We start from the raw sequence: 21257 nt of genomic DNA, 5'->3' as shown, positions 1-21257 counted from the left end.
TATAATTACTTATTAGACATTTAGCGCAGTGCCATCAAGTGATACGTTCCTCCGGCAAGTGTCTTTACAACGCCCTTCATCTCCAGTTCGAACAGTGTTGCGGAGAGGCGGCTGACCGGCATTCCACACTGCACGGCAAGGATGTTGATTTGCAGGTCGTTTGTCTTTTTCAGCACTTCGACAATCTTCAGTTCATCGTCGGAAAATTCGGGGAACAGTTGTCTTTCGATGCCGTTGGACTGCGCTTCTTGCAATTGTTTGTCACTTTCCCACCGCATGGCTTTGACAAAATCTTCAGCACTTGTAATCAGTGCTGCGACGTTGTCTTGAATCAGTTGGTTGCAGCCTGCCGAAGCCTTGTCTGCCACGCGCCCCGGGAAGGCGAATACGTCGCGGTCGTAGCTCCGTGCGATGGTTGCCGTGATGAGGCTGCCTCCTTTCTCAGCCGACTCCACCACGATACATGCATCAGACATGCCGGCGACGATGCGGTTTCGCTGGACGAAATTCATTTTCTCCGGTCTTGTCTGCGTCATAAACTCCGTAATCAGACCACCTTGCCGTGCCATCTCGTTGGCCGTCTGCCGATGGTGTGAGGGATAGAGTTCGTCAAGACCGTGAGCCAAGACTCCGACTGTGTCAAAGGCATTTGTCAATGCCTGACGGTGTGCACACACATCAATGCCGTATGCCAGTCCGCTGACAATCAGAGTCTGCGGACAAAGGAGTCGCAAGTCGCTGACAAAGCGTTGCACAAGTTCCTGTCCGTAGGTTGTGCAGTGGCGTGTGCCGACGATGCTGATTACATGTCGATGGTTCAGGTTTGCCGTTCCCTTGTAGTAGAGTATGATTGGTGCGTCGTCGCATTCTTTGAGTCGTACGGGATAGCGCTCATCGTTCATGACGAGTGGCAGAATTCCCCTTTGCTGGTCATATTGCAGTTCCTGTTCGGCGCGTCTGAGTTCTTCATCAGCATGCAGGAAGATGCCTGTCAGGTGTTTGGTGGCGTCTGGTATCAGTGCCTTGATATCGTGTCGATGCTGCATGACAGCCGTTGCCGATCCTGCCTGCCGATATAGTTGTGTGGCGGTGGCAGGTGAGAAGCGGCATAGTCGTGCCAGTGTCATGGCATGTAATATTTCCTGTTGTTCCATAAATGCTTCTAAATTTATATTAACGACCCTCCTCTCATGTTTTCCTTCGAAGTGGTAGAGAGAGGTCTCGCGGTGGCTTTAAGATGTTCGTGTCCGAACCGGCAGCGCAGACATGCTTTTTTGTCGCAATAGTCGTTTTTGAGCTGCACGAGTCCCTGCGAGTCAGCTGCCGTCTTGATGGGGATGCGGGCTGTTTGCCACATGCGGGTGATATGGTTGTCTTCAGCCTTTATCTCGTCGAGCAGCGCGACGGCGCGTTCGCACCACTCCTCCTTGCCGAGATGGCGCCCGTAGGCGAAAAGTGTGGGGATGGCTGCGTTGATGATGAGCAGTTGCAGTGAGCGTGCAGAAAGTTGTTTGGTGCTTTCTGTGGTTTCGCGTCCGAAGAGATAGTGTGTCTGCCAATAGGGTGTGACGCCTGTTCGGAGAAGGTCGCTCATCTGTTTTGCCGTTCGGCATTCTGTCAGTTTGCTCAAACTTGTTTTTCCCAGGCAGTAGAGGTTTGTGAGTTGTGCGAGCCGTATGTGTGGGAAATTCTGTGGGCGCAGTCGGAGAAAGCGCCAGGACGCGCCGTCCATGGGTTTGAGTGAGAGTTTATGTGCGAGATAGCGATATTCGGCAAGCAGTTGCTGGAAATAGGGGTCGCAGAGGGTTTCCTCGCGATGTCGCTCAGGAATGTTTTCGGCATCGAGCAGTCCTGCCTGTCCGATGAACATTGCTTCCACCTGCAGAGGGTTGTCTCGGTGTCGTCCTACGGCAATGAGAGGAATTTGGCGTGCCCATCTTTCAAAGACGTCGCCGTTGACGCCGAAGCCGAAGCTGCGTGCGAGTGTTTCGAAATAGGCATTTTCCCAGTTTCCGTTGCTTTGTGTGACCCGCTGCGTGATGAGTTCCGTCTTCTGCTCCAGGCGTTCCACGCAGAGTGTGTTCAGCCATGCATGTACGTTGATGGGTGGGAGTGTTTCGACAGTCTGTCGGCATGGTGGGTAGCGGTCATCAGTGAGGAGCGTCTGATAGTTCTGTTGCACGGATTCAGGGACGGTCAGGCATAGTTGCGGAATGGGTTCGCCATCTGAGCGTGTCACCTTTCGGTCGATGGTTTGGCAGACGTGGAGCACGACGTTGTCGTATGCAGTATCTCGGTTGTGGTGATGCGCATACCAGTCACTGGCGCGCTCATGAATCTCCACATTTCCCACCCAGAGTGTTCCGTTGATTTTGACCTTTGCGTTGAAGAAGTCGGGTCCTGCGTGCCGGTTTGGCAGTCCACAGTCGATGACCTCCACTGTTTGTCCGTCGGTGGTTTTTAGTCCTTGTAGTGGGAAGATGCGGTGTTTCCAAACGTAATGCAGTAATTGCTCCATTTCTTGTTGCTTTTTTTGCGCAAACAAAAGTAGTGTGATTTTTTATAAAAAGCAAACGTTTTCCCTGCTTTTTGTCCGATTTCCCCCAAAAACTGCTAAAAAGGACCTGTCTTAACCTGTATTTTTGTTGTTTTAAGTTAAAAAGACCGCCATTTTCCCTGAAAGTCACTATCTTTGTGGCACAATTCAGATAAACGAAGAGATGAAGATTGCATTGATTGGATATGGGAAGATGGGACGGATGATTGAGCAGGTTGCTGTCAGTCGGGGACATGAGATTGTGTGCATCATTGATGTGGAGAATCAGGGTGACTTTGACGGTGAGGCTTTCGGCTCTGCTGATGTGGCGATTGAGTTCACGTCGCCGTCTGCGGCTTATGAGAATGTGTGCCGTGCTTTTGCGAGGGGTGTAAAGGTGGTGAGTGGCTCTACTGGTTGGATGGAGAGGTATGGTGACGAGGTGCGCCGTATGTGTGAGGAGGAGGGTAGGACGCTTTTCTGGTCGTCGAATTTCTCGGTTGGTGTTGCTATTTTCTCTGCTTTGAACCGTTACCTGGCTGAGTTGATGAACAGGTTTGGTCAGTATGAGCCGTCGCTGGTGGAGACGCATCATGTGCATAAGTTGGACCATCCGAGTGGCACGGCTATTTCGCTGGCGGAGGATATGATTGGTCGTCTTGACGGGAAGACGTCGTGGTGTACGCGGCGTTTCACGCGTGCTGACGGGACGACTGTGTGTGAGCATGAGCCGGGTGTGAATGAGGTGCCTATCGACTGTGTGCGTGAGGGTGAGGTGGCTGGTATTCATACGGTGAGGTATGAGAGTGAGGCTGACGGTATCACGATTACGCACCGGGCGCATTCACGCATGGGGTTTGCGCTTGGGGCGGTGTTGGCTGCTGAGTATACGGCGGAGCATAGTGGTTTGCTGAGAAGCATGTTAATTGATAATTGACAATTGATAAATATGGTTAGAGGGTATTCTAATTATGAATTAAGAATTAAAAATTAAGAATTATGATTAGGGGGTATTCTAATTAATAATTGATAATTCTTTTAGTCGCTACGCTTGGTAAAAGCGTCAAAGACGATTAGATAATTGATAAATATGATTAGGGATTTCTTGCTGAAAATGAGTGTCACTTCGTGACAGAAATCACACAAATCCTTTCAAATCTTTCAAAATAGATTTGTTTGATTTGTACAGATTTGAAAGATTTCTCGCCACAGGCGACTGAATTGAAAATCAGCGACCGAAGGGAGAGCTAATATTAGTATTTCGCATACTTGCGAAACTTAATTGATAATTGACAATTGATAATTGATAAATAATTGAAGTTTGATGAAAGATAAGGAAAAGAAGGGACTGAACATGAGGTGGCAATGGACGAAGTTTATTGTTGTTGTTGTCTTGTTCCTGTTGTTTTTGTATTGGGTGAAGAGTTGGTGGGGTCTGATTGTGGTTCCGTTCATCTATGATGTGTATATCACGAAGAGGATTCGCTGGCAGTGGTGGAAGGATTCGGAGCGTCCTGTGCGTGCTGTGATGTCGTGGATTGATGCGATTGTGTTTGCTTTGGTGGCTGTGTATTTCATCAATCTGTTTTTCTTCCAGAATTATGTGATTCCTTCGAGTTCGCTGGAGAAGTCGCTTTTGCGTGGTGACTATCTGTTTGTGTCGAAGGTGAGTTATGGTCCGCGTATTCCGCAGACGCCGCTGACGATGCCGTTGACGCAGCATACGCTGCCGCTTTTCGGTTGTAAAAGTTATATTTCGTGGCCGCAATGGGAATATCGGCGTGTGAAGGGTCTGGGGCATGTTGAGCAGAATGACATCGTGGTGTTTAACTATCCTGCGGGTGACACGGTGATGTCGAGTCCGGTGTATGAGGCGCAGGATTATTATCAGGCGTGTTATGTGTGCGGCAGGCAACAGTTGAGTCTTGCGGACACGACGATAGCTGCGATGGATGCTTCGCACCGCTGGGATTTTTATGGGCGTGTGATGGCGACGGGTGCGGCATATATCAGGAATAACGCGGCGGAATTTGGTACGCTGACGGCGCGTCCTACGGACCGCAGGGAGAATTATGTGAAGCGTTGTGTGGGGCTGCCCGGACAGACGCTCCAGATTAAAGACCGGCGTGTCTATATCAACGGGAAGCTGAATAAGGAGCCGGAGGAGGTGCAGTATAGCTATTATGTCACGTTCAGGCGTAACACGCTGATTGAAAAGAGCCTGTTGGAAGAGTTGGATATCACGGCTGAGGACCTTGGTCTGACGAAACTGGATGAGGACTATGTTGACAGGAACGGCGGGCTGATTTATGATGACAAGTATCCGATGCCGATTGTGATGCCGATGACGAATGCTGCCTATAAGGCGCTGGCGGCTGACAGGCGGATTGTGGAGAAGATTGTGCCTGTGACGGATGCCAACCATGCTGACAATTACAAGGTGTATCCGCTGAACGGCTTTTATGGTTGGACGCGTGACAACTACGGTCCTGTGTGGATTCCAAAGAAGGGTGAGACGGTGAGGCTGACGCTGGAGAATCTGCCTGTCTATGAGCGTCCTATCCGTGTGTATGAGAAAAACCGTCTTGAGGTGCGTGACGGTGATATATACATCAATGGCAGCCGGGCGGAGAGTTATACGTTCAAGATGGACTATTACTGGATGATGGGTGACAACCGCCACAACTCTGCTGACTCGCGGTACTGGGGTTTCGTGCCTGAAGACCATGTTGTCGGTAAACCGCTTTTCATATGGCTTTCTATCAATCCTGAGAGTTTCGGGCAGAAAATCCGCTGGAACAGGCTGTTCCGCTTTGTTGACAACATCAGATGAAAACTGTTGTTCTCTCAACTACGTATTTCGGTCCGATACAATGGTATCAGAAGTTGCACCGCTATGGCTGTAGCGTCGTGAGTCGTGAGGAGCGGTTCCGGAAGCAGAGTTATCGCAACCGATGCGTGATTGCGACGGCAAACGGGCTGCAGGCGCTGACGGTGCCGGTGGTGCACGATGCGGGGAAAGACATCGGCACGCTCCGCGTCAGTGAGCACGGCAATTGGCGCCATGTGCACTGGAATGCGCTCTGTTCGGCATACGGCGACAGTCCGTTTTTCCAGTATTATGCCGATGACATCCGCCCGTTTTTCGAGTCGCGCTGGGAGTATCTGTACGACTTGAACATGGCGATAACGGTGAAGATGTGCGAGTTGCTGGATATTCATCCGAACATCACGGACCGGCTGGATGGCGACGTGCACGGCAGCGTGGACGACCTGACCGACGCAATCGACCCCAAACGCGGCAGTGTGGACCCGGCGTTCGTTCCACGGCGCTACTATCAGGTGTATGAGCGGCGCTACGGCTTCCAGCCCAATCTCAGCATTCTTGATTTGCTCTTCAACGAGGGCAACGAAAGTGTGCTCTATTTGTGAAGAGAAAGAATGCAGTCTGACTTGCTGACGGTGTCTTGCTGATTTTTTATGTTTTTGCACAGGAATGAATGAAAAAAAATATGAAAGGAAAATATCTGATAATAGGAATGTTGCTTCTGTCGGCGACGGCAGCGGCGCAAGAAGAAGGTAAGGAGAAAAACCAGTTCACGTTGGATGTGCAGTTGCGCACGCGAGGCGAATACCGCAATGGTGCCCGCGAGCCGCTCAACGAGGACGAGAAGGCTGCGACCTTCATCAACAACCGTGCGCGGCTGACGATGGAGTATGTGCGCCTGTTCGACAATGAGAAACTGCCTAAACTGACGGTGAGAATGGGGATACAGCACGTTGGTGTCTGGGGACAGGACCCCTCGAAAGACATGAACGGGCGCGTGTCGCTGAACGAAGGATGGGCAAAAATAGAAGGGCGACAAGGGCTGTTTGCGCAGATAGGCAGGCAGCAGTTGGCGTTCGACGACGAGCGGCTGTTCAGTAGGAGCGACTGGCACGTGGCAGGTTGTTGGCACGACGCCTTGCGGGTGGGTTATGAAAGGGACGCCCACAAGCTGCATGCCGTCTTTGCCTATAACCAAAACGATGAAAACGTGAAGGGCGGCAACTATTTCGGAGAGGGTGGACAGTCGTATAAGAGTATGCTCACCTTCTGGTACCACTATCAGAAGCAGCCGAAAGGACTGGGAGTCTCGTTGCTCTTTGCCAACGTAGGACAGGAGACCGGCACGCCCGAAGAAGCCAAGACGCAGTATATGCAGACGATGGGAACACACCTCACCTATTCGCCAGGGAAGTGGAACCTGTCGGGGTCGGTCTATCTCCAGACGGGAAAAAACGAGGAAAAGCTCAGCACCTTGGCGTTTATGATGGGAATGCGGGCAGGCTATGCCATCAGCGACGAGTGGCGAATCGATGCCGGCTATGACTATCTGAGCGGTGAGCGCTATAAGGAAGTGAGACAAGCGGACGACGGCAGTTACGAACTGATTAAGAAAGACGCTACGAAGTCAAAGGCATTCTCGACACTCTTCGGCTCGGGACACGGCTTTTACGGAAGTATGGACTATTTCTATTCCGCCCACTTTGTTGACGGTCTCAAACCGGGTCTGCAGGATGTCCTGATAGGGGCAACGTTCAAGCCCTCGAAGCGTCTGAGCATGTCGCTCACGCTGCATAACTTCATGACGGCATCGAACGTTCTCGTGTCAAGCAGGAATCTGGGACAGGAACTGGACTACCGCATCGACTGGAAAGTGATGAAGGACGTGACGTTGTTCGGAGGTTACAGTATGATGCTGGGAACGAAGACGATGACTTTCGTGAAAGGCGGTCACCATAAGCGTTGGCAGGACTGGGCTTGGGTGTCGCTGAACATCAATCCGCGCATCTTTTCCTTCAAGAAATAGGGGCGCTGAAAGGGCGTGAGGTGGGATGCTTTCTCCGGGCATTGCGTTAAACGTTTTCTGTTTCCCGAAGTCATAATACTGTATACTAAATAAAATATACGGTTCATTAAATAAGTAATATTGCATTCCGAAAATATACTAAAACGACGAAAAAGGCGAAAACTTTTATTTTCGTACGTGTTCGATGTTTTCGGGTATTTTCGGGATAAAAATGAAGGTAACAATAATTAAAAAATATGGAAACAGGCAACTCCTTCCTCGGGATTCTTTTATTTATTGTTCTGGGATTGTTTTCAACGGAAGCACGGGCACAAGACAGTCGGATTGTTTGCGATGAGACATGCAAGATAGAGTCAGGAACTATAGACGCGAAAGACAAGACGGCAGACGGGGTTTCCAATAACACCATTAGGTAATAATCGTTGAAAACGAATAATTTGTGTTAACACACACCTGATATCTCATCACTTTTGCGTATCTTTGCCGAAAAAGAAATTACTTTAAAAAAACTATTAGAATTATGAAAAAGAAAACAATGAAAGTAGCCCTCTGTCTCGCTATGGCAGGCATTCTCACAAGCTCGTGCGTGGGGTCGTTCGCAATGTTCAACAAACTGGCAAGCTGGAACAAGACAGCCACCGACAACAAGTTTCTCAACGAACTGATATTTATCGTCATCTCGCCGGCATACGCTTTCGCAGGATTGGCAGATGCGCTGGTGCTGAACTCACTCGAGTTCTGGACAGGCGACAACCCGATGGCTCGCCGCGTGGGCAAAACAGTCAACGTACAGGGTGAGGACGGACTCATCTATGCCGTAAAGACCCTGAAGAAAGGTTATGAGATAACCGATCCGCAAGGAAAAGTTTATTACGTGACATACAACAAGAAAGACAATTCTTGGTCAATGGAAACAGAAGGTCAGGAGCGCGAAATCTTCCGTTTCAACGAAGACGGAACCATCCAGGCAAACATGCCGAACGGCGAGCGGATGAACTTCACGCTCGACGCTGCCGGAGTGATGCAGGCACGCATGGCTGTTGACGGCTCCTGCTATGCACTGAAATAGGAAACGTCTCGGCAGACAATCGTCAACAATCCAACGGAGAAGTTGTGGGGAATCCCTGCACTTTCTCCGTTTTTCGTGGATACAGGCTCCGTTCAGCGAGAAGAAATGCACCGCCGAACCGCTTTCCGAGAGATGGAAGAAGAATGAAAAAAGAGCATCTCATCTCCCCATAAAAACGGCTGTATGAATATACGGTAAAAGCGTATAAATATAACACGTAAACTTTCACTTTCCAAAAGTTGAACTTTTGCGCTCTAAAAGTTAAACTTTCATCGCCTGAAAGTTCAACTTTCGCAGGCTAAAAGTTGAACTTTTGCAAGCCCACTCATAAGGTGCTGATATTTAATACTTTACAAAAGGCGCGGCGGAACGTCTGCCAGTGCATAATTATACAAAGCCGCCTGTCCCGTTTTTCCTGACGTGAGTAAGAAAGATTTACAAACCGACGTGTTATGGGCATAAAAAATCCTCTCCCGGTGAGGGGAGAGGAAAAGGAGAGTTGGATGGCATGTGTTCTTACATGCCGATGCCCATATTGTTCATCATGTTCTGGTTGTTGTTTTCTTTCTCCATGAAGTCGTCTTCAATCTTCTTCTGCTGCTTTGCCGTCTGCTTCAGGTTTCCGAACGAGAAGCTGACGTTGAGCATGACGGTCTGTATCGGGATGCGCACGCGTTGGTGGTTCTTGAAGTTGCTGCCTTGACTGTAGCTGTCGAAAGCCAAGTCGCCGCCATTTCCCAATCCGGTGACACCAGTGATGCCGACGGTGAGCTTGTCTTTGAAGAAAGACTTGTTGAGTGTGGCGTTCATCATGTTGAATCCGCTGCTCCATCCCTGCAAAGTCTTGCTTTTCGTGCGGTTGACGAGATAGAGACTGAAGTTCATCTTTGCCGGCAGTTTCTGTTGGATACCAATCATCGAGTTGGCAGTCCATCCGTTGTTTCTCGTGTCAAGTGCATCGCTACGTAGGTCAAGATAGTTGACTCCGCCGTTGAAGATGATGCGCGTGGCGATGGTGAGCGACCAGTTCATGAAGATGTTGAGGCTGGTCTGTCGCCGTTTCACGATATTGCCGTAGGTTGTGTTGAGGATGTTGTCGTCGTAGAAGCTGTACTGCTCGATAGCGTTGTTGCAGAAACTCTGTCGCAGTGTGGCGTTCATCATCCATTTCGAGCTGAAATGGTTGAAGGTGATGCCTGCCGTGTGTGTCTTCTCCACGTCGAGGTCGGTGTTTCCGTAGCTGATAGATGTCGGTTGACTGCGATCCACGTATGGATTGAGGTAGGAGATGCTGGGTCGCGAGATGCGCATGTTGTAGGTCAGTCCGATGTTGGTCGTCGGTGCGATGCTGTAAGAGAGCGAGCCCGACGGCACAAGGCTGCCGTAGTTTTTCTTGAAATCCTCGCCATTGCCCAGTTCGTAGCTGACGTCCTGCCAAGTGTGTTCGTAGCGCAATCCCGCTTTTGTTCCGAACTTCCCGAACTTTCCTTCGTATTCCGAGTAGGCGGCGGCGATATGGTTGATGAATTTGTATTTCATGCTCAGCAGCGGGTTATAGACAAATTCGCCGTTCTCGTCGAGATAGTATTCCGAGTCGGTCTTGCTGCGTCGCGATATGAATTTGGTGCCGACCGACAGCGTCTGTTCCTTTCCGACGGGTGTCACGTAGTCCACTTGCAGCGTATGGTTGTCCGTCTTGTCGTGGTCGAACGACCATCGGCTGGTGAGGTCTATCGGCAGCGTGTATGCCTCGTCGAAGAGTGTCCAGTTGTTCGTCTCGTTCGGTTCGTGGCTGAATTGGTAGATGGCTGTGATGGAGCGTGTGCGCTCTTTGTTGAGGAAGCGCTGGTAGTCGATGCTTGCATCCACCGATTTCCACAGTTTAGTCTGCTTCATGGCGTTCGAATAAGAGAATCCGTTGCCGTAGATGCCACCGCTGTAGGTGGTTGTGGGATGTCCGTTATCGCGGTTTTTCCCGCTCATGATGCTGAGGTTGGCGTTCATGCTGCTCATGGAGTCGATTTCATAGCCGGCACCGAAGCTTGCCATGAGGAATTTCTGCATGTGCCTACCTTTCTGCTGATAGTCGATGACTGATGTCCCGGCGCTGGTAAACTGTTCGCGGTTGCCTTCTACCACCATATCTTTTATTTCCATGTAGTTGCCGAAGATGCGCGAATTGTACGACCATTTCCCTTGCTGTCCGGTCAGTGTGATGCCTGCGCCGAATCCTTGGGGAGCCGCCATCAGCTGTGCCTGTCCGCTGATGCCGTTCATTTTCTGTGCCTGTCCGCCACCCATCGTCTGCATGGTCAGGTTGAGCACGCCGCCCGTTCCCTCAGCGTCGTAGCGGGCGCCGGGATTGGTGATGACCTCGATATTCTTCACCATGCTTGCCGGCATTTGTTTGAAGGCGATGCTGGCATATTGGCTCAACATCGGGTTAGGCTTGCCGTTCACATATACTTTAAATGACGAGGAGCCGTTCACCGTGATATTGTCCTGACCATCGACGGTGACCATCGGAACCTTGCGCAGCATGTCGAGCACGGTTGACGTCTTGCTGTCCACGTCGTTTTCCACGCTGTAGGTCATCTTGTCGGTCTCCATCTTGACGAGCGGTTTCTGTGCCACGATGTTCACTTCGCCCAGCGTCTGCGAATCATCTTTCGTGAGGATGACGCCAAGGTCGATTTCTTTCTCGCCTGTCAGTGTGAATTCTTTCCGTACCGTCTGTTTCCCGAGTGAGGAGAACTGCGCCACAAACTTTCCCGTCCCCTTCACCTCCTGCCGGATGTTTCCGTTTTCATCGGCTACCGACATGGCAACAGGCTTTTCCATATTGTCGCTACGGAACACATGGACGGTCGCATACGTGATGCCCTCTTGCGTCTGGGCATCTTTCAAGACACCCTTCACCAGGGCTGTCTGTGCCATCGCCATTTGGGAGATTCCCAGCATGGCAAGCAACATAATCAGTTTTAATGATTTCATTGTTTTTTTGTTTAAAATCGTTGTTTGCTTTGTATATGTGACGCAATTTCTGTCTGTTTGCTACAAAAAGAGGGGATTTTGTTTTTTTGACAAGTCTCCTCTTTTTTGTTTTTGAGTTACATATCCTTAAAAGGATAGTCTATTTCTGTCTGTTCTTAAAAAGACAGCTTATTTCAGCATATTCTTCGGGTCGAGCACTTTGTCGAGCTGCTTCTTGTCCATCAGTTTCTCTTCGAGCACGATGCTGTAAACAGATTTGCCAGTCTCGAGTGCTTTCTTTGCCACCTTCGTGCTGGTCTTGTAACCGATGAAGGGGTTGAGTGCGGTTACGATACCGATGCTGTTCTTCACCATGTCTTCGCAGTGCTTCTTGTTGACGGTAATGCCTTCCACGCATTCTACGCGCAGTGTGTCCATGGCGTTGCGCATCCAGGTGATGCCTTCGAGAATGCACTCGAGGATGACGGGCTCCATCACGTTCAGCTGCAACTGACCAGCCTCGGCTGCAAATGCAACGGCAGTGTCGTTACCGATTACTTTGAAGCAAACCTGGTTGGTCACTTCAGGAATGACAGGATTCACCTTACCCGGCATGATAGAAGAGCCTGGAGCCTTTGCCGGCAGGTTGATTTCGTGGAGACCGCAGCAAGGACCGGAAGCCATCAGGCGCAGGTCGTTGCAAATCTTCGACAATTTCACGGCAAGACGCTTCAGGGCAGCTGAGTAATTGACGTACTGACTGGTGTCAGGCGTAGCAGCGATGAGGTCTTTTGCAGCTACAAACGGTTCGCCTGTCAGCTTAGCCAGCTTCTCTGCGCATACTTTCGGGAATCCCTCGGCAGCGTTGAGTCCGGTTCCGATAGCTGTACCGCCCATGTTGATTTCATAAAGTGGCTTCACGGCATTGTTCAGGTTCTTAGCCTCTTCGTCGAGCCAGTTGGCGAAAGCTGTGAACTCCTGACCCACTGACATGGGAACACCGTCCTGCAGCTGTGTGCGTCCCATCTTGATGACGTTCTTCCATGCGCGACCTTTTGCACGGAAAGCGGCAGCGAGATTCTTCAGGCTCTCCACGAGCGGCTTGTTCATGCGGATAATCGTCAGATGGATGGTTGTAGGATAAGCATCGTTGGTTGACTGACCGCAGTTGATGTGGTCGTTAGGCCAGCAGTGCTGATAGTCGCCCTTTTCGTAGCCCATGATTTCGAGGGCACGGTTGGCAATCACCTCGTTGGCGTTCATGTTCACCGACGTGCCGGCACCGCCTTGCATCATGTCAACGGGGAACTGGTCGTGCAGTTTGCCTTCTACAATCTCCTTGCAGGCTTTCTCAACAGCTTTTGTGATTTTGTTGTTGATGACACCCAGGGCGTTGTTTGTCTGAATAGCCGCCCACTTCACATAAGCGATGGAGATGACGTAGTCGGGATAGTCACACATGCGAGTGTTAGAGATGCGGTAGTTGTTGATACCGCGTTGTGTCTGGACGCCATAGTAGGCATCTTTCGGAACCTGCAATTCACCGAGCAGGTCAGATTCGATTCTGAATTTTTCTTTAGCCATAGTTTTTTAAGTTATATGTTAACAAATCAATTTAGTTCTGTTGTTTTTATCGTAGCGTTATTTCGTTATCACGTTATATCGTTATGCCGGCATCTCATTAAAAGCATTTCAGCCGGTACATAAATCCGAGTTCGATGCGGTTGCGCGAGTAGTCTTCCAAACCGCAGCGTTGGCTGTAGTCCACCTTGTTGCCGATGTAGGCGAGGAAGAGTCGGAAATCCTGTCCTTTCACGGGATAATACTCCATGCTGGCGGCATAGAGGAATGATTTCCGATAGTTTTTGAAGGGTTCAAGCTTTGGTGCGCTCACTGTCTCGTAGGCACCTTTCAGCATGAGGTTCCATCGGGGCACAAACTGCCAGTTGAGTTTCGTTATGAATGAATGGTAGCGGACATCATTGAGATAGCCATTTTCCAGTCCATGTTCAGCAAAATAGGTTGCCGCCTCGGTGGAGGCGATGCGCATGTGGTCGAGTCCCTCCCATGCACCCATATAGTCGAAATACCATTGCAGGTGGGGTAGGGTGAGTTGCTGACCGAGGGAAAGCATCTTGCTGTTTTTGTGTTTGGCCAGTGTCTGTATTCCCCAAGCCCATCGGGTGAGCAGTTTTCCTCCGAAAAAGCTACCGTTCCAATTGATGAGATAGGTTAGTGGGCTCTTGCTCGCCGTTAATGGTTGTGCCGTTGCCGGGTCTTTATCGACGCCGACGGCATTCTCGCCATATTCCTCGGCGATGCGGTCATTAAAAGTATTGGCAACTTGAACGACAAATTCTTGTCCTTTAACGGGAGCGTATGACACGCCGGCACCAGCCATGAAAATGTCCACCCAATATACATAATCGGAATACTGATAAATATAAAGAGGGTTCTCGTCGTATTCAAATCCACCCCAGTTCAGACAGATTTTACCGCCATGTACGCCCACTTTTTCGTTGAACTGGTAGTTGAGCATCATGATGTCCGTAGCCTTTGCAAAATTATCTTCGCTCCGAGCCACGTTGCTCTTGTTCAGCTGATGGCGCAGACGATAGGACAGCTTGTCGGTGATGTTTCCCAAAATCTCCAGTCTCAGGTCGCGGTTCGTAAAGCCGGAAGTCCAGTCGCCCGACTCGTCTTTCGTCTGGAAAGAAGCACTGTAATTCAGATAGACATTGAACTTGTCATTTTTCTTTTCAAGTTTGAAAATCTTCTCCGCCAGCGATTCCCCATGCTCTTCATGTCCACCCACACCGGTGTTATGACCCTGGGCGTATGCCAACACGGCACACACCAAAGCAAATCCCAGCAATAAAACTCTTCTCATTCAGATAACGACGACTTAAGGTTGTTAATAAAAACATATTGCGGTGAATCACTGAAACACCGCATTTGCGCTGCAAAGGTACAATGAAAAAATGAAAGACAAAAGAAAATGAGCATAATTTTGCATGGCGAAGAAATCTTTAACCCTCTCATTAGCAACACAAAATTCCAAAAGATAATATCTGGTAATGAAAGTTGTTTATTTCAGGATAATTGCCTATCTTTGCCTTACCTTTACGAAACAATTTATGAAAAGAATTATCGTCAGTATATTATTGGTGTCAATGTGTGTGATGGGTCCTGCGGCATTTGCACAGGCAAACAAACTTCCTGTGGCGCAGCAGGGAGAGGTGAGCATTGTTAATAACACGATTTGGCAACCGAAACATCGTCACACGCTCTGGTACACTGAGCCGGCAAAGGTTTGGATGACGTCTGCGCTGCCGTTGGGGAATGGGCAGCTGGGTGCGTGTGTCATGGGGGGAGTGAAGTGCGACGAGGTGCAGTTCAACGAAAAAACGCTGTGGAGAGGGCATGTCGGAAGTGTGACCGACCATTCCGCATACGGCAGTTATCTGGACTTCGGTCACCTTTATATCACCGATAAAGACCCTCGCCTTACGGAAGCTACCGACTACCGGCGATGGCTCGATATCGACGATGCCTGTGCCGGGGTGGCATATTCAGCCCAAGGCGTCGGTTATCACCGCGAATATTTTGTGTCATATCCCGACAACGTGTTGGCGGTACGCTACCGGGCAACGAAAGGAGGTATGCTGAACAAGCGGATTGCCCTGCTCAATGTCAATGGCGAGGCACCGCGATATACCCGGACAAACCGGCATTCGGGAACGGCATTCTTCGCGGGCGAAGTCAAGCGGACGGGCACTGAGAAGAACGAACGCTATTGCTGTGCGCTGAGGGTCGTGGCGAAAGGTGGACGGGTAGGTGTCTCCGCCAATAGCTCCCTTGAGGTGCGTGGTGCCGACGAACTGGTTGTCTATCTCTCTGCTGCCACCAATTTCTCGCCCGACAATGACGACTATGTGGACGGCGACCACCAGACGATTGCCGACAGGGTGTGGAAGTGGGTGGAGAGTGCTGCGTCGAAAGGGTATGAGCGTGTAAGGGAGGACCATCTTGCCGACTATCACAGTCTTTACAACCGATGCCAGCTGAGCATCACTACGCAGGAAAACGAGGTGCCCACGCCTGTCCTCATCAACCGCTTCCGGCAGAATCCGCGTCAGAACCTGCTCCTCGAGCAACTCTACTTCAGCTATGCACGCTATCTGATGATTGCGTCCAGTCGGGGTGTTGACCTGCCAAGCAACCTGCAGGGTATCTGGAACGACAGCAACACGCCGGCATGGAACTCAGACATCCATTCCAACATCAATGTGCAGATGAACTACTGGCTCGCGGAGACGACCAATCTGAGTGAGCTGCACCTGCCTTTCCTCAACTATATTCACCGCGAAGCCTGTCTGCGTTCTCAGTGGCAATGCAATGCGCGGGAGATAGGGGGCGTGGGACGTGGATGGACACTGACCACCGAAAACAACATCTACGGCTCCGGTTCCAACTGGATGCAGAACTATACCATCGCCAATGCCTGGTATTGTCTCCACCTGTGGCAGCACTATCAATACACGCTCGACACGGACTATCTGTGGCACACGGCACTGCCTGCCATGAAGTCGTGCTGTGAATATTGGATGGACCGGCTGGTGCTTGCTGCCGACGGGACCTACGAATGTCCCGACGAATACTCGCCCGAACACGGACCGAAGGCGGAGAACGCCACGGCACACGCACAGCAGCTGGTGTGGAGCCTTTTCCACAATACGCTGAAAGGTTATGAGGAGTATGAGCGTCGCACCGGCAGTCGGCGGTCGGCATCTACGGCAACTTTCCTCGGTGAACTGAGGGAAAAGTTCTCGCGTCTCGACACGGGGCTGGCAACGGAAACGGTGCATGGCGAACAACTCCTGCGCGAGTGGAAATACACTTCCCAACAGGACGTGAAGACCTATAACTCGCACCGCCATCTGAGTCATCTCATCGCACTCTATCCCGGCAGTCAACTTTCCCTCGACACCAGCCCCGGACTCTTTCAGGCGGCAGTCAACTCGCTCAACCGGCGTGGCTATGAAGGAACGGGATGGTCGATGGGATGGAAGATCAACTGCCATGCACGTGCCGGTGACGGTGAGCGTTGTGGGCAGTTGCTGGAAAAAGCACTGCAGCTACAGACCAACACGGGATACAGTGAGGACGGAGGCATTTACGAAAACCTGTGGGATGCCCACACGCCATTCCAGATAGACGGCAACTTCGGGGCGGCGGCGGGCATGGCAGAGATGCTGCTGCAGAGCCATACGGGCAAGCTCCACCTTCTCCCCGCACTCCCTTCCGCATGGACCACCGGCTCGGTGAAAGGTCTGCGCGGCGTGGGAAATTTCACTGTCGATATATCGTGGTCTGCCAACCGCCTCGAAAGTGCGACAATCCTCTCCTTCAGTGGCGAACATGCTGTCATTCGCTACAGCGACATATCCCGCAGCTACACGGTCAAAGACGAGGCTGGCAACATCCTGCCCACCACCCAAACTGCTCCCGACGAAATCTCGTTCCCAACCCGTCCCGGCGGTCGCTACCGCATAGAGAAATTGTAGGTGATTTAAGTCTTGCAGATTCTGCGGATTGGCAGGTTTAATCTCTCGCCCCGCACTATAGCGTCCTTCATCGGAGAGGCTCTAAATATTCAACATGAAATTAGGCAGTTTAACAAATTATGTTTATCTTTGCAGATGTAAATAGCTAAAATCAAAATAGATGACGAAGAAAGATTGCCAAAACAGAATCAGAGTGGTGTTGGCCGACAAACAAATCACCAACCGTTGGCTTGCCGAGCAGATGGGGGTTACCGACATGACTGTTTCACGGTGGAAAACGAACAAGATACAACCATCGATGGCGCAATTCGTGGAAATCGCCCGCCTGCTCCAAGTTGACATCAAAGACCTGCTGGAAGTGGATTTCGATGCTGAGGGAAAGATTTTGTAACCAATAAATGTTATTATATCATGCGAGTAAATACAAAACAAGCAGTCAGGCTATTCTTTCAGAACCCTTCATTAATACAAGTGTTCAAAGAAGCTGTTGCAAATTCTCTTGATGCTAATGCTAATCAAATAGACATCAATATTTTTATTGACTCTTTTGATAAGCAAGAAACACTTAGAATTGAGATTATTGATAATGGCGAAGGCTTTACTGATTATAGATATAACAAGTTTTGTGAGCTACTGAAAGTTGAAGAAAACACACACCAGGGTGTTGGCAGGTTAGTTTATTTAAGTTACTTCAACAAAGTAGAAGTTCGCAGTCTCTATGATGGTCAACTCCGCACGTTTACATTTAATGATAGTTTTGATGAGAACAATACGGATATGTCGCTATCCCAGGTTTCTGATGCAAGGCAAGAAACAAAGCTTGTTTTCACAGAGTGTTCCATGCAAAGGTTAAGTAGTTATTCCGATATAATGCCAGAGAGGTTAAGGCAAGAGATCTTAAAAGAATTCTATCCTAGACTTTATATATTAAAGAGCAAGGGAAACGATTTTCAGATTAAGATAAAGATAGATGTCCCTCATAGAGGAAAAATTACCGTCGGAACATTTGAGACAACTATCACAAGCAATGATATTCCAGACATGAGTACGGTCAAGATTGGCACAGAAACAATAGACATGTTTGCAGACTCGTATATGGATTATGCGATTCAGGAAACCGAAAATTTCTCTGCAACATTCCTTATGACTGCATTTTGTGTAGACAATCGTACAAAAGTTGTTGACGATATTATATCGTTAGAAAACCTGCCTTCTTATGGTTATAATTTTGTCTTTTTATTACGGTCCTCTATTTTAAATGGGAAAATAGATCCTTCACGTCAAAATCTGACTTTGAACGACTCTGTTTTGAAGCCATTGAAGATATTGTTTAGGAAAAAGATTGCTGAAATTATAGAAAACCAGCTGCCTTCTGTGAAAGAAAAGAATAATAGGACGAAAGAGTCCTTGGATAAGACATATCCACATCTTTTGGGATATTTCAATAAAGATGAAGTTGGTATAATATCAAAAGCAAAATCAGTAGAGGACGCACAGAAACTTTTCATGCGCGATCAGAAAACAATTTTAGAGACTCAATCTTTAGATGACGAAAAATATGATAAGGCATTAGATGTTTCATCTAGGACTTTGGCTCAGTACATTCTATACCGTGAGAAAATCATTGCTAAAGTAGAACAATATACAGCGGCAGATTCTGAAGCTGATTTGCATAATTTAATACTACCGAAGCGGTCTGTCTTAAAGGATGGAAACATGGATAGTATTTATACCCATAACCTCTGGTTGTTGGACAATAAATACATGACATATACAACAGCTATGAGCGAAAGAACAATGACTGAAGTTCTTGATGAGATTACAAAAAAAGCTAATGATATTGAAGACGACGGAAGACCTGACATTGCTATCATATTCTCAGATAATCCAGATAAAGCAGAAGACGGATCTGTAGATGTAGTGATTATTGAATTGAAGAAAAGAGGTATAACTCTTGCAAAAACAGAGGAAGTGGAAAGTCAATTGCAGCAGCGAGCAATAAAGTTACTGAACTATTACCCTAATAAAATTCAACGTATGTGGTTTTATGGGATAGTAGAGTTTAACGATGATTTCAGACTATCCTTGGAGAATAGAGAGTATACTCCCTTGTTCTCTAAAGATTATTTGTATTATAGAGAGAATTCTTGGAAAAAATCACTCGAAGATGATACAAAATATACAGTAGGTACTTATATTCTTTCTATAGATGCTTTTATAAAAGACGCGAAAGCCCATAACGAAATCTTCCTTAACATACTTAAAGAAGGGTTTAAACAAAAGACGGATTAAACATGGCAAAAAGGAAATATACATTCATTGATTTGTTTGCTGGCTGTGGTGGCCTTTCCGAGGGATTCCTGAAGACTAGGCGATTTAGCGCACTAGCTCATGTGGAATGGGAAAAACCAATGATTGACACTCTGAGAAATCGTTTGGTAACGGCATGGCATGAGACAGTGGCTTCAGCCAAGAAAAAAGCAATCCTCTTTGATATTCAAAGGACAGATGAGCTAATTAATGGAAATTGGTCAGAAGATTCAATTGAAAAATACGGTAAAGATAATGATGAGACTGTAATAAAGAGGGGATTAAAAGGCGTTATCGGCAGAAAGCATGTTGATTTGATAATTGGAGGACCTCCTTGCCAAGCATACTCTATACATGGTAGGGCAACAGACAAAGATTCGATGAATAATGACTATAGGAATTATTTGTTTGAGAGTTTTTGCAAAGTTGTTGATGCTTTCCGTCCTAACATCTTTGTCTTCGAGAATGTTGGAGGTCTTCTCAGCGCAAAACCTGGTGGGATACCGGTTCGTGATAGAATATTCAACGCTTTTACTCAAATAGGTTATCAAATTAGAACTCCCGAAGAAATGCCAAGGGCGCTATATGATGCGGCAGATTTTAATGTTCCACAGCATCGTCCAAGGGTTATTATCTTAGGAATTCGAAAAGATTCTGATTTAGAACTGAATGATCTTTATACTTCAATTGAAAATGAACGGTCTGCAAACATTAAGCTCACCGTTAAAGATGCTATAGGGCATCTTCCGGCTTTATATCCATTGGAGCAGCCTATAAAGGTGGGACGTATAATTCATTCCCACCAATATAACCCTGCCCCATCAATTACCCAACATGAAGCAAGAAATCATGGACCTCGTGAAAGAGCAATCTTTAAAGAATGGGTAGATGGGGAGATGAACCACATCAGTCACAAAGACATGATTAAGTATTATTACGAAAAAACAGGGCATAAAACATTATATCAAAAATACAAAAGTCTTGAATGGGACAAACCGTCTCATACGGTTGTGGCACATTTGAGTAAGGATGGATATATGTTTATACATCCGGATTCGAAACAAGCTAGAAGTATTACGATTCGAGAAGCTGCGTGTTTGATGACATTCCCATTAGATTTTCAATTCTTGGGAAGTACACCGTATAATTACAAAATGATAGGGAATGCTGTTCCTGTTAATTTTGCGAGTGCTATAGCTAAAGGGATATATAAAACATTAGACAAAAGATAATATGAATGTATTAGTTGCATGTGAAGAAAGTCAGGCTGTATGTAAAGCCTTCAGAAAGAGAGGGCACAATGCGTACAGTTGTGATATATTAGAGTGCAGTGGTGGACATCCAGAGTGGCACTTCAAACAAGACGTGTTGCAAGTTATCCCGAATCACGGAGGCGTCTTAGAGAATGGTATGGAATACTATCTTCCCAAAAGCGAGAAGTGGGATTTGATGATTGCACATCCCCCTTGCACATATCTGTCAGTTAGCGGCGCAAGATGGCTTTACCATCCCGACGACGCTCATTTGCCCATAGAACAAAGACGCGAACATCCTCACCACCTTGGGAGGAGAAAAATGAAGGAGGAAGCAATTCAGTTTTTTATGGAGTTCACGAAAACAGATATAGAACATTGGGCTATTGAAAATCCTGTTGGATGCATGAACTCAGAATATCGAAAGCCCGACCAAATAGTTCAGCCATTTTGGTTTGGTGACCAGGCCTCAAAGAAGACATGTTTATGGCTTCACAACTTACCATTACTTAAGCCAACCAACATGGTTGATGAAGGACCAAGAGTTGTGTTGTCAAGTGGACGTTCTCTGCCAAAGTGGTATTCAGATTCCTTTAATACAAAAATATCAACAGAAGAAAGAAGAAAACTTAGAAGTAAAACTTTCCCAGGATTTGCTGAGGCATTAGCAGAACAATGGGGTAATCTTTAATAGTT

16 protein-coding genes are annotated in these 21257 nt (G+C 48.2%); 11 read left to right on the top strand and 5 right to left on the bottom strand.

What is annotated here, in order from left to right; all coding sequences use genetic code 11:
• Nucleotides 1-20 precede the first annotated feature (20 nt).
• The gene (gene dprA, locus GRF55_RS10645; protein ID WP_220368382.1) at nucleotides 21-1154 is read right to left on the bottom strand and encodes a DNA-processing protein DprA; all 1134 of its coding nucleotides are present in this window, start codon (nucleotides 1152-1154) and stop codon (nucleotides 21-23) included.
• A 14-nt stretch (nucleotides 1155-1168) separates the two neighbouring features.
• Nucleotides 1169-2518 (bottom strand): DUF2851 family protein, encoded by a 1350-nt coding sequence (locus tag GRF55_RS10640; protein ID WP_220368381.1) that lies wholly within the window; start codon nucleotides 2516-2518, stop codon nucleotides 1169-1171.
• Nucleotides 2519-2720: 202 nt separating this feature from the next.
• Here GRF55_RS10640 and dapB point away from each other — a divergent pair, with 202 nt between their 5' ends.
• The 6 genes from dapB (at nucleotide 2721) to GRF55_RS10610 (ending at nucleotide 8458) form a co-directional block, all read left to right on the top strand.
• Nucleotides 2721-3473 carry a 4-hydroxy-tetrahydrodipicolinate reductase gene (gene dapB / locus GRF55_RS10635; RefSeq protein ID WP_220368380.1) on the top strand — a complete coding sequence of 251 codons (753 nt, stop codon included), beginning with the start codon at nucleotides 2721-2723 and terminating at the stop codon, nucleotides 3471-3473.
• 387 nt (nucleotides 3474-3860) lie between these two features.
• Nucleotides 3861-5369 carry a S26 family signal peptidase gene (locus tag GRF55_RS10630; RefSeq protein ID WP_220368379.1) on the top strand — a complete coding sequence of 503 codons (1509 nt, stop codon included), beginning with the start codon at nucleotides 3861-3863 and terminating at the stop codon, nucleotides 5367-5369.
• Entirely contained in the window at nucleotides 5366-5968 is a 603-nt protein-coding gene (locus tag GRF55_RS10625; RefSeq protein WP_220368378.1) for a WbqC family protein, read from the top strand. Before GRF55_RS10630 ends, GRF55_RS10625 begins: the two co-directional genes overlap by 4 nt.
• A gap of 80 nt (nucleotides 5969-6048) precedes the next feature.
• A complete protein-coding gene (locus GRF55_RS10620; RefSeq protein ID WP_220368377.1) occupies nucleotides 6049-7389 on the top strand; it encodes an alginate export family protein in 1341 nt (446 codons plus the stop codon).
• A gap of 236 nt (nucleotides 7390-7625) precedes the next feature.
• The gene (locus GRF55_RS10615; protein WP_220368376.1) at nucleotides 7626-7805 is read left to right on the top strand and encodes a hypothetical protein; all 180 of its coding nucleotides are present in this window, start codon (nucleotides 7626-7628) and stop codon (nucleotides 7803-7805) included.
• 104 nt (nucleotides 7806-7909) lie between these two features.
• Nucleotides 7910-8458, top strand: coding sequence for a DUF3332 domain-containing protein (locus tag GRF55_RS10610; RefSeq protein ID WP_220368375.1), 549 nt, complete (start codon nucleotides 7910-7912; stop codon nucleotides 8456-8458).
• Nucleotides 8459-8974: 516 nt separating this feature from the next.
• Here GRF55_RS10610 and GRF55_RS10605 read toward each other — a convergent pair.
• The 3 genes from GRF55_RS10605 to GRF55_RS10595 form a co-directional block, all read right to left on the bottom strand.
• Entirely contained in the window at nucleotides 8975-11452 is a 2478-nt protein-coding gene (locus GRF55_RS10605; protein ID WP_220368374.1) for an outer membrane beta-barrel family protein, read from the bottom strand.
• A gap of 168 nt (nucleotides 11453-11620) precedes the next feature.
• The gene (locus GRF55_RS10600; RefSeq protein ID WP_220368373.1) at nucleotides 11621-13015 is read right to left on the bottom strand and encodes an aspartate ammonia-lyase; all 1395 of its coding nucleotides are present in this window, start codon (nucleotides 13013-13015) and stop codon (nucleotides 11621-11623) included.
• A 97-nt stretch (nucleotides 13016-13112) separates the two neighbouring features.
• Entirely contained in the window at nucleotides 13113-14321 is a 1209-nt protein-coding gene (locus tag GRF55_RS10595) for a porin (RefSeq protein ID WP_220368372.1), read from the bottom strand.
• A 247-nt stretch (nucleotides 14322-14568) separates the two neighbouring features.
• Between GRF55_RS10595 and GRF55_RS10590 the strand changes: the two genes are divergently transcribed.
• From GRF55_RS10590 to GRF55_RS10570, 5 genes are all read left to right on the top strand, one after another.
• Entirely contained in the window at nucleotides 14569-16998 is a 2430-nt protein-coding gene (locus GRF55_RS10590; RefSeq protein WP_255563791.1) for a glycoside hydrolase N-terminal domain-containing protein, read from the top strand.
• A gap of 160 nt (nucleotides 16999-17158) precedes the next feature.
• The gene (locus tag GRF55_RS10585; RefSeq protein ID WP_220368371.1) at nucleotides 17159-17389 is read left to right on the top strand and encodes a helix-turn-helix transcriptional regulator; all 231 of its coding nucleotides are present in this window, start codon (nucleotides 17159-17161) and stop codon (nucleotides 17387-17389) included.
• Between the two features lie 80 nt (nucleotides 17390-17469).
• Complete coding sequence (locus tag GRF55_RS10580; RefSeq protein ID WP_220368370.1) at nucleotides 17470-19290, top strand: ATP-binding protein; 1821 nt, start codon at nucleotides 17470-17472, stop codon at nucleotides 19288-19290.
• Nucleotides 19291-19292: 2 nt separating this feature from the next.
• Nucleotides 19293-20540: a DNA cytosine methyltransferase gene (locus tag GRF55_RS10575; RefSeq protein WP_220368369.1), complete on the top strand. Its 1248-nt coding sequence runs from the start codon at nucleotides 19293-19295 to the stop codon at nucleotides 20538-20540.
• Between the two features lies 1 nt (nucleotide 20541).
• Nucleotides 20542-21252, top strand: a complete 711-nt coding sequence (locus GRF55_RS10570) for a hypothetical protein (protein WP_220368368.1) — start codon at nucleotides 20542-20544, stop codon at nucleotides 21250-21252.
• Nucleotides 21253-21257 lie beyond the last annotated feature (5 nt).

The sequence above is a fragment of the Prevotella sp. Rep29 genome, from assembly GCF_019551475.1.
In the GTDB taxonomy this organism is placed as follows: domain Bacteria; phylum Bacteroidota; class Bacteroidia; order Bacteroidales; family Bacteroidaceae; genus Prevotella.
The sequence above is the reverse complement of the archived record's forward strand: the minus strand, read 5'-3'. Positions and strand labels throughout refer to the sequence as shown.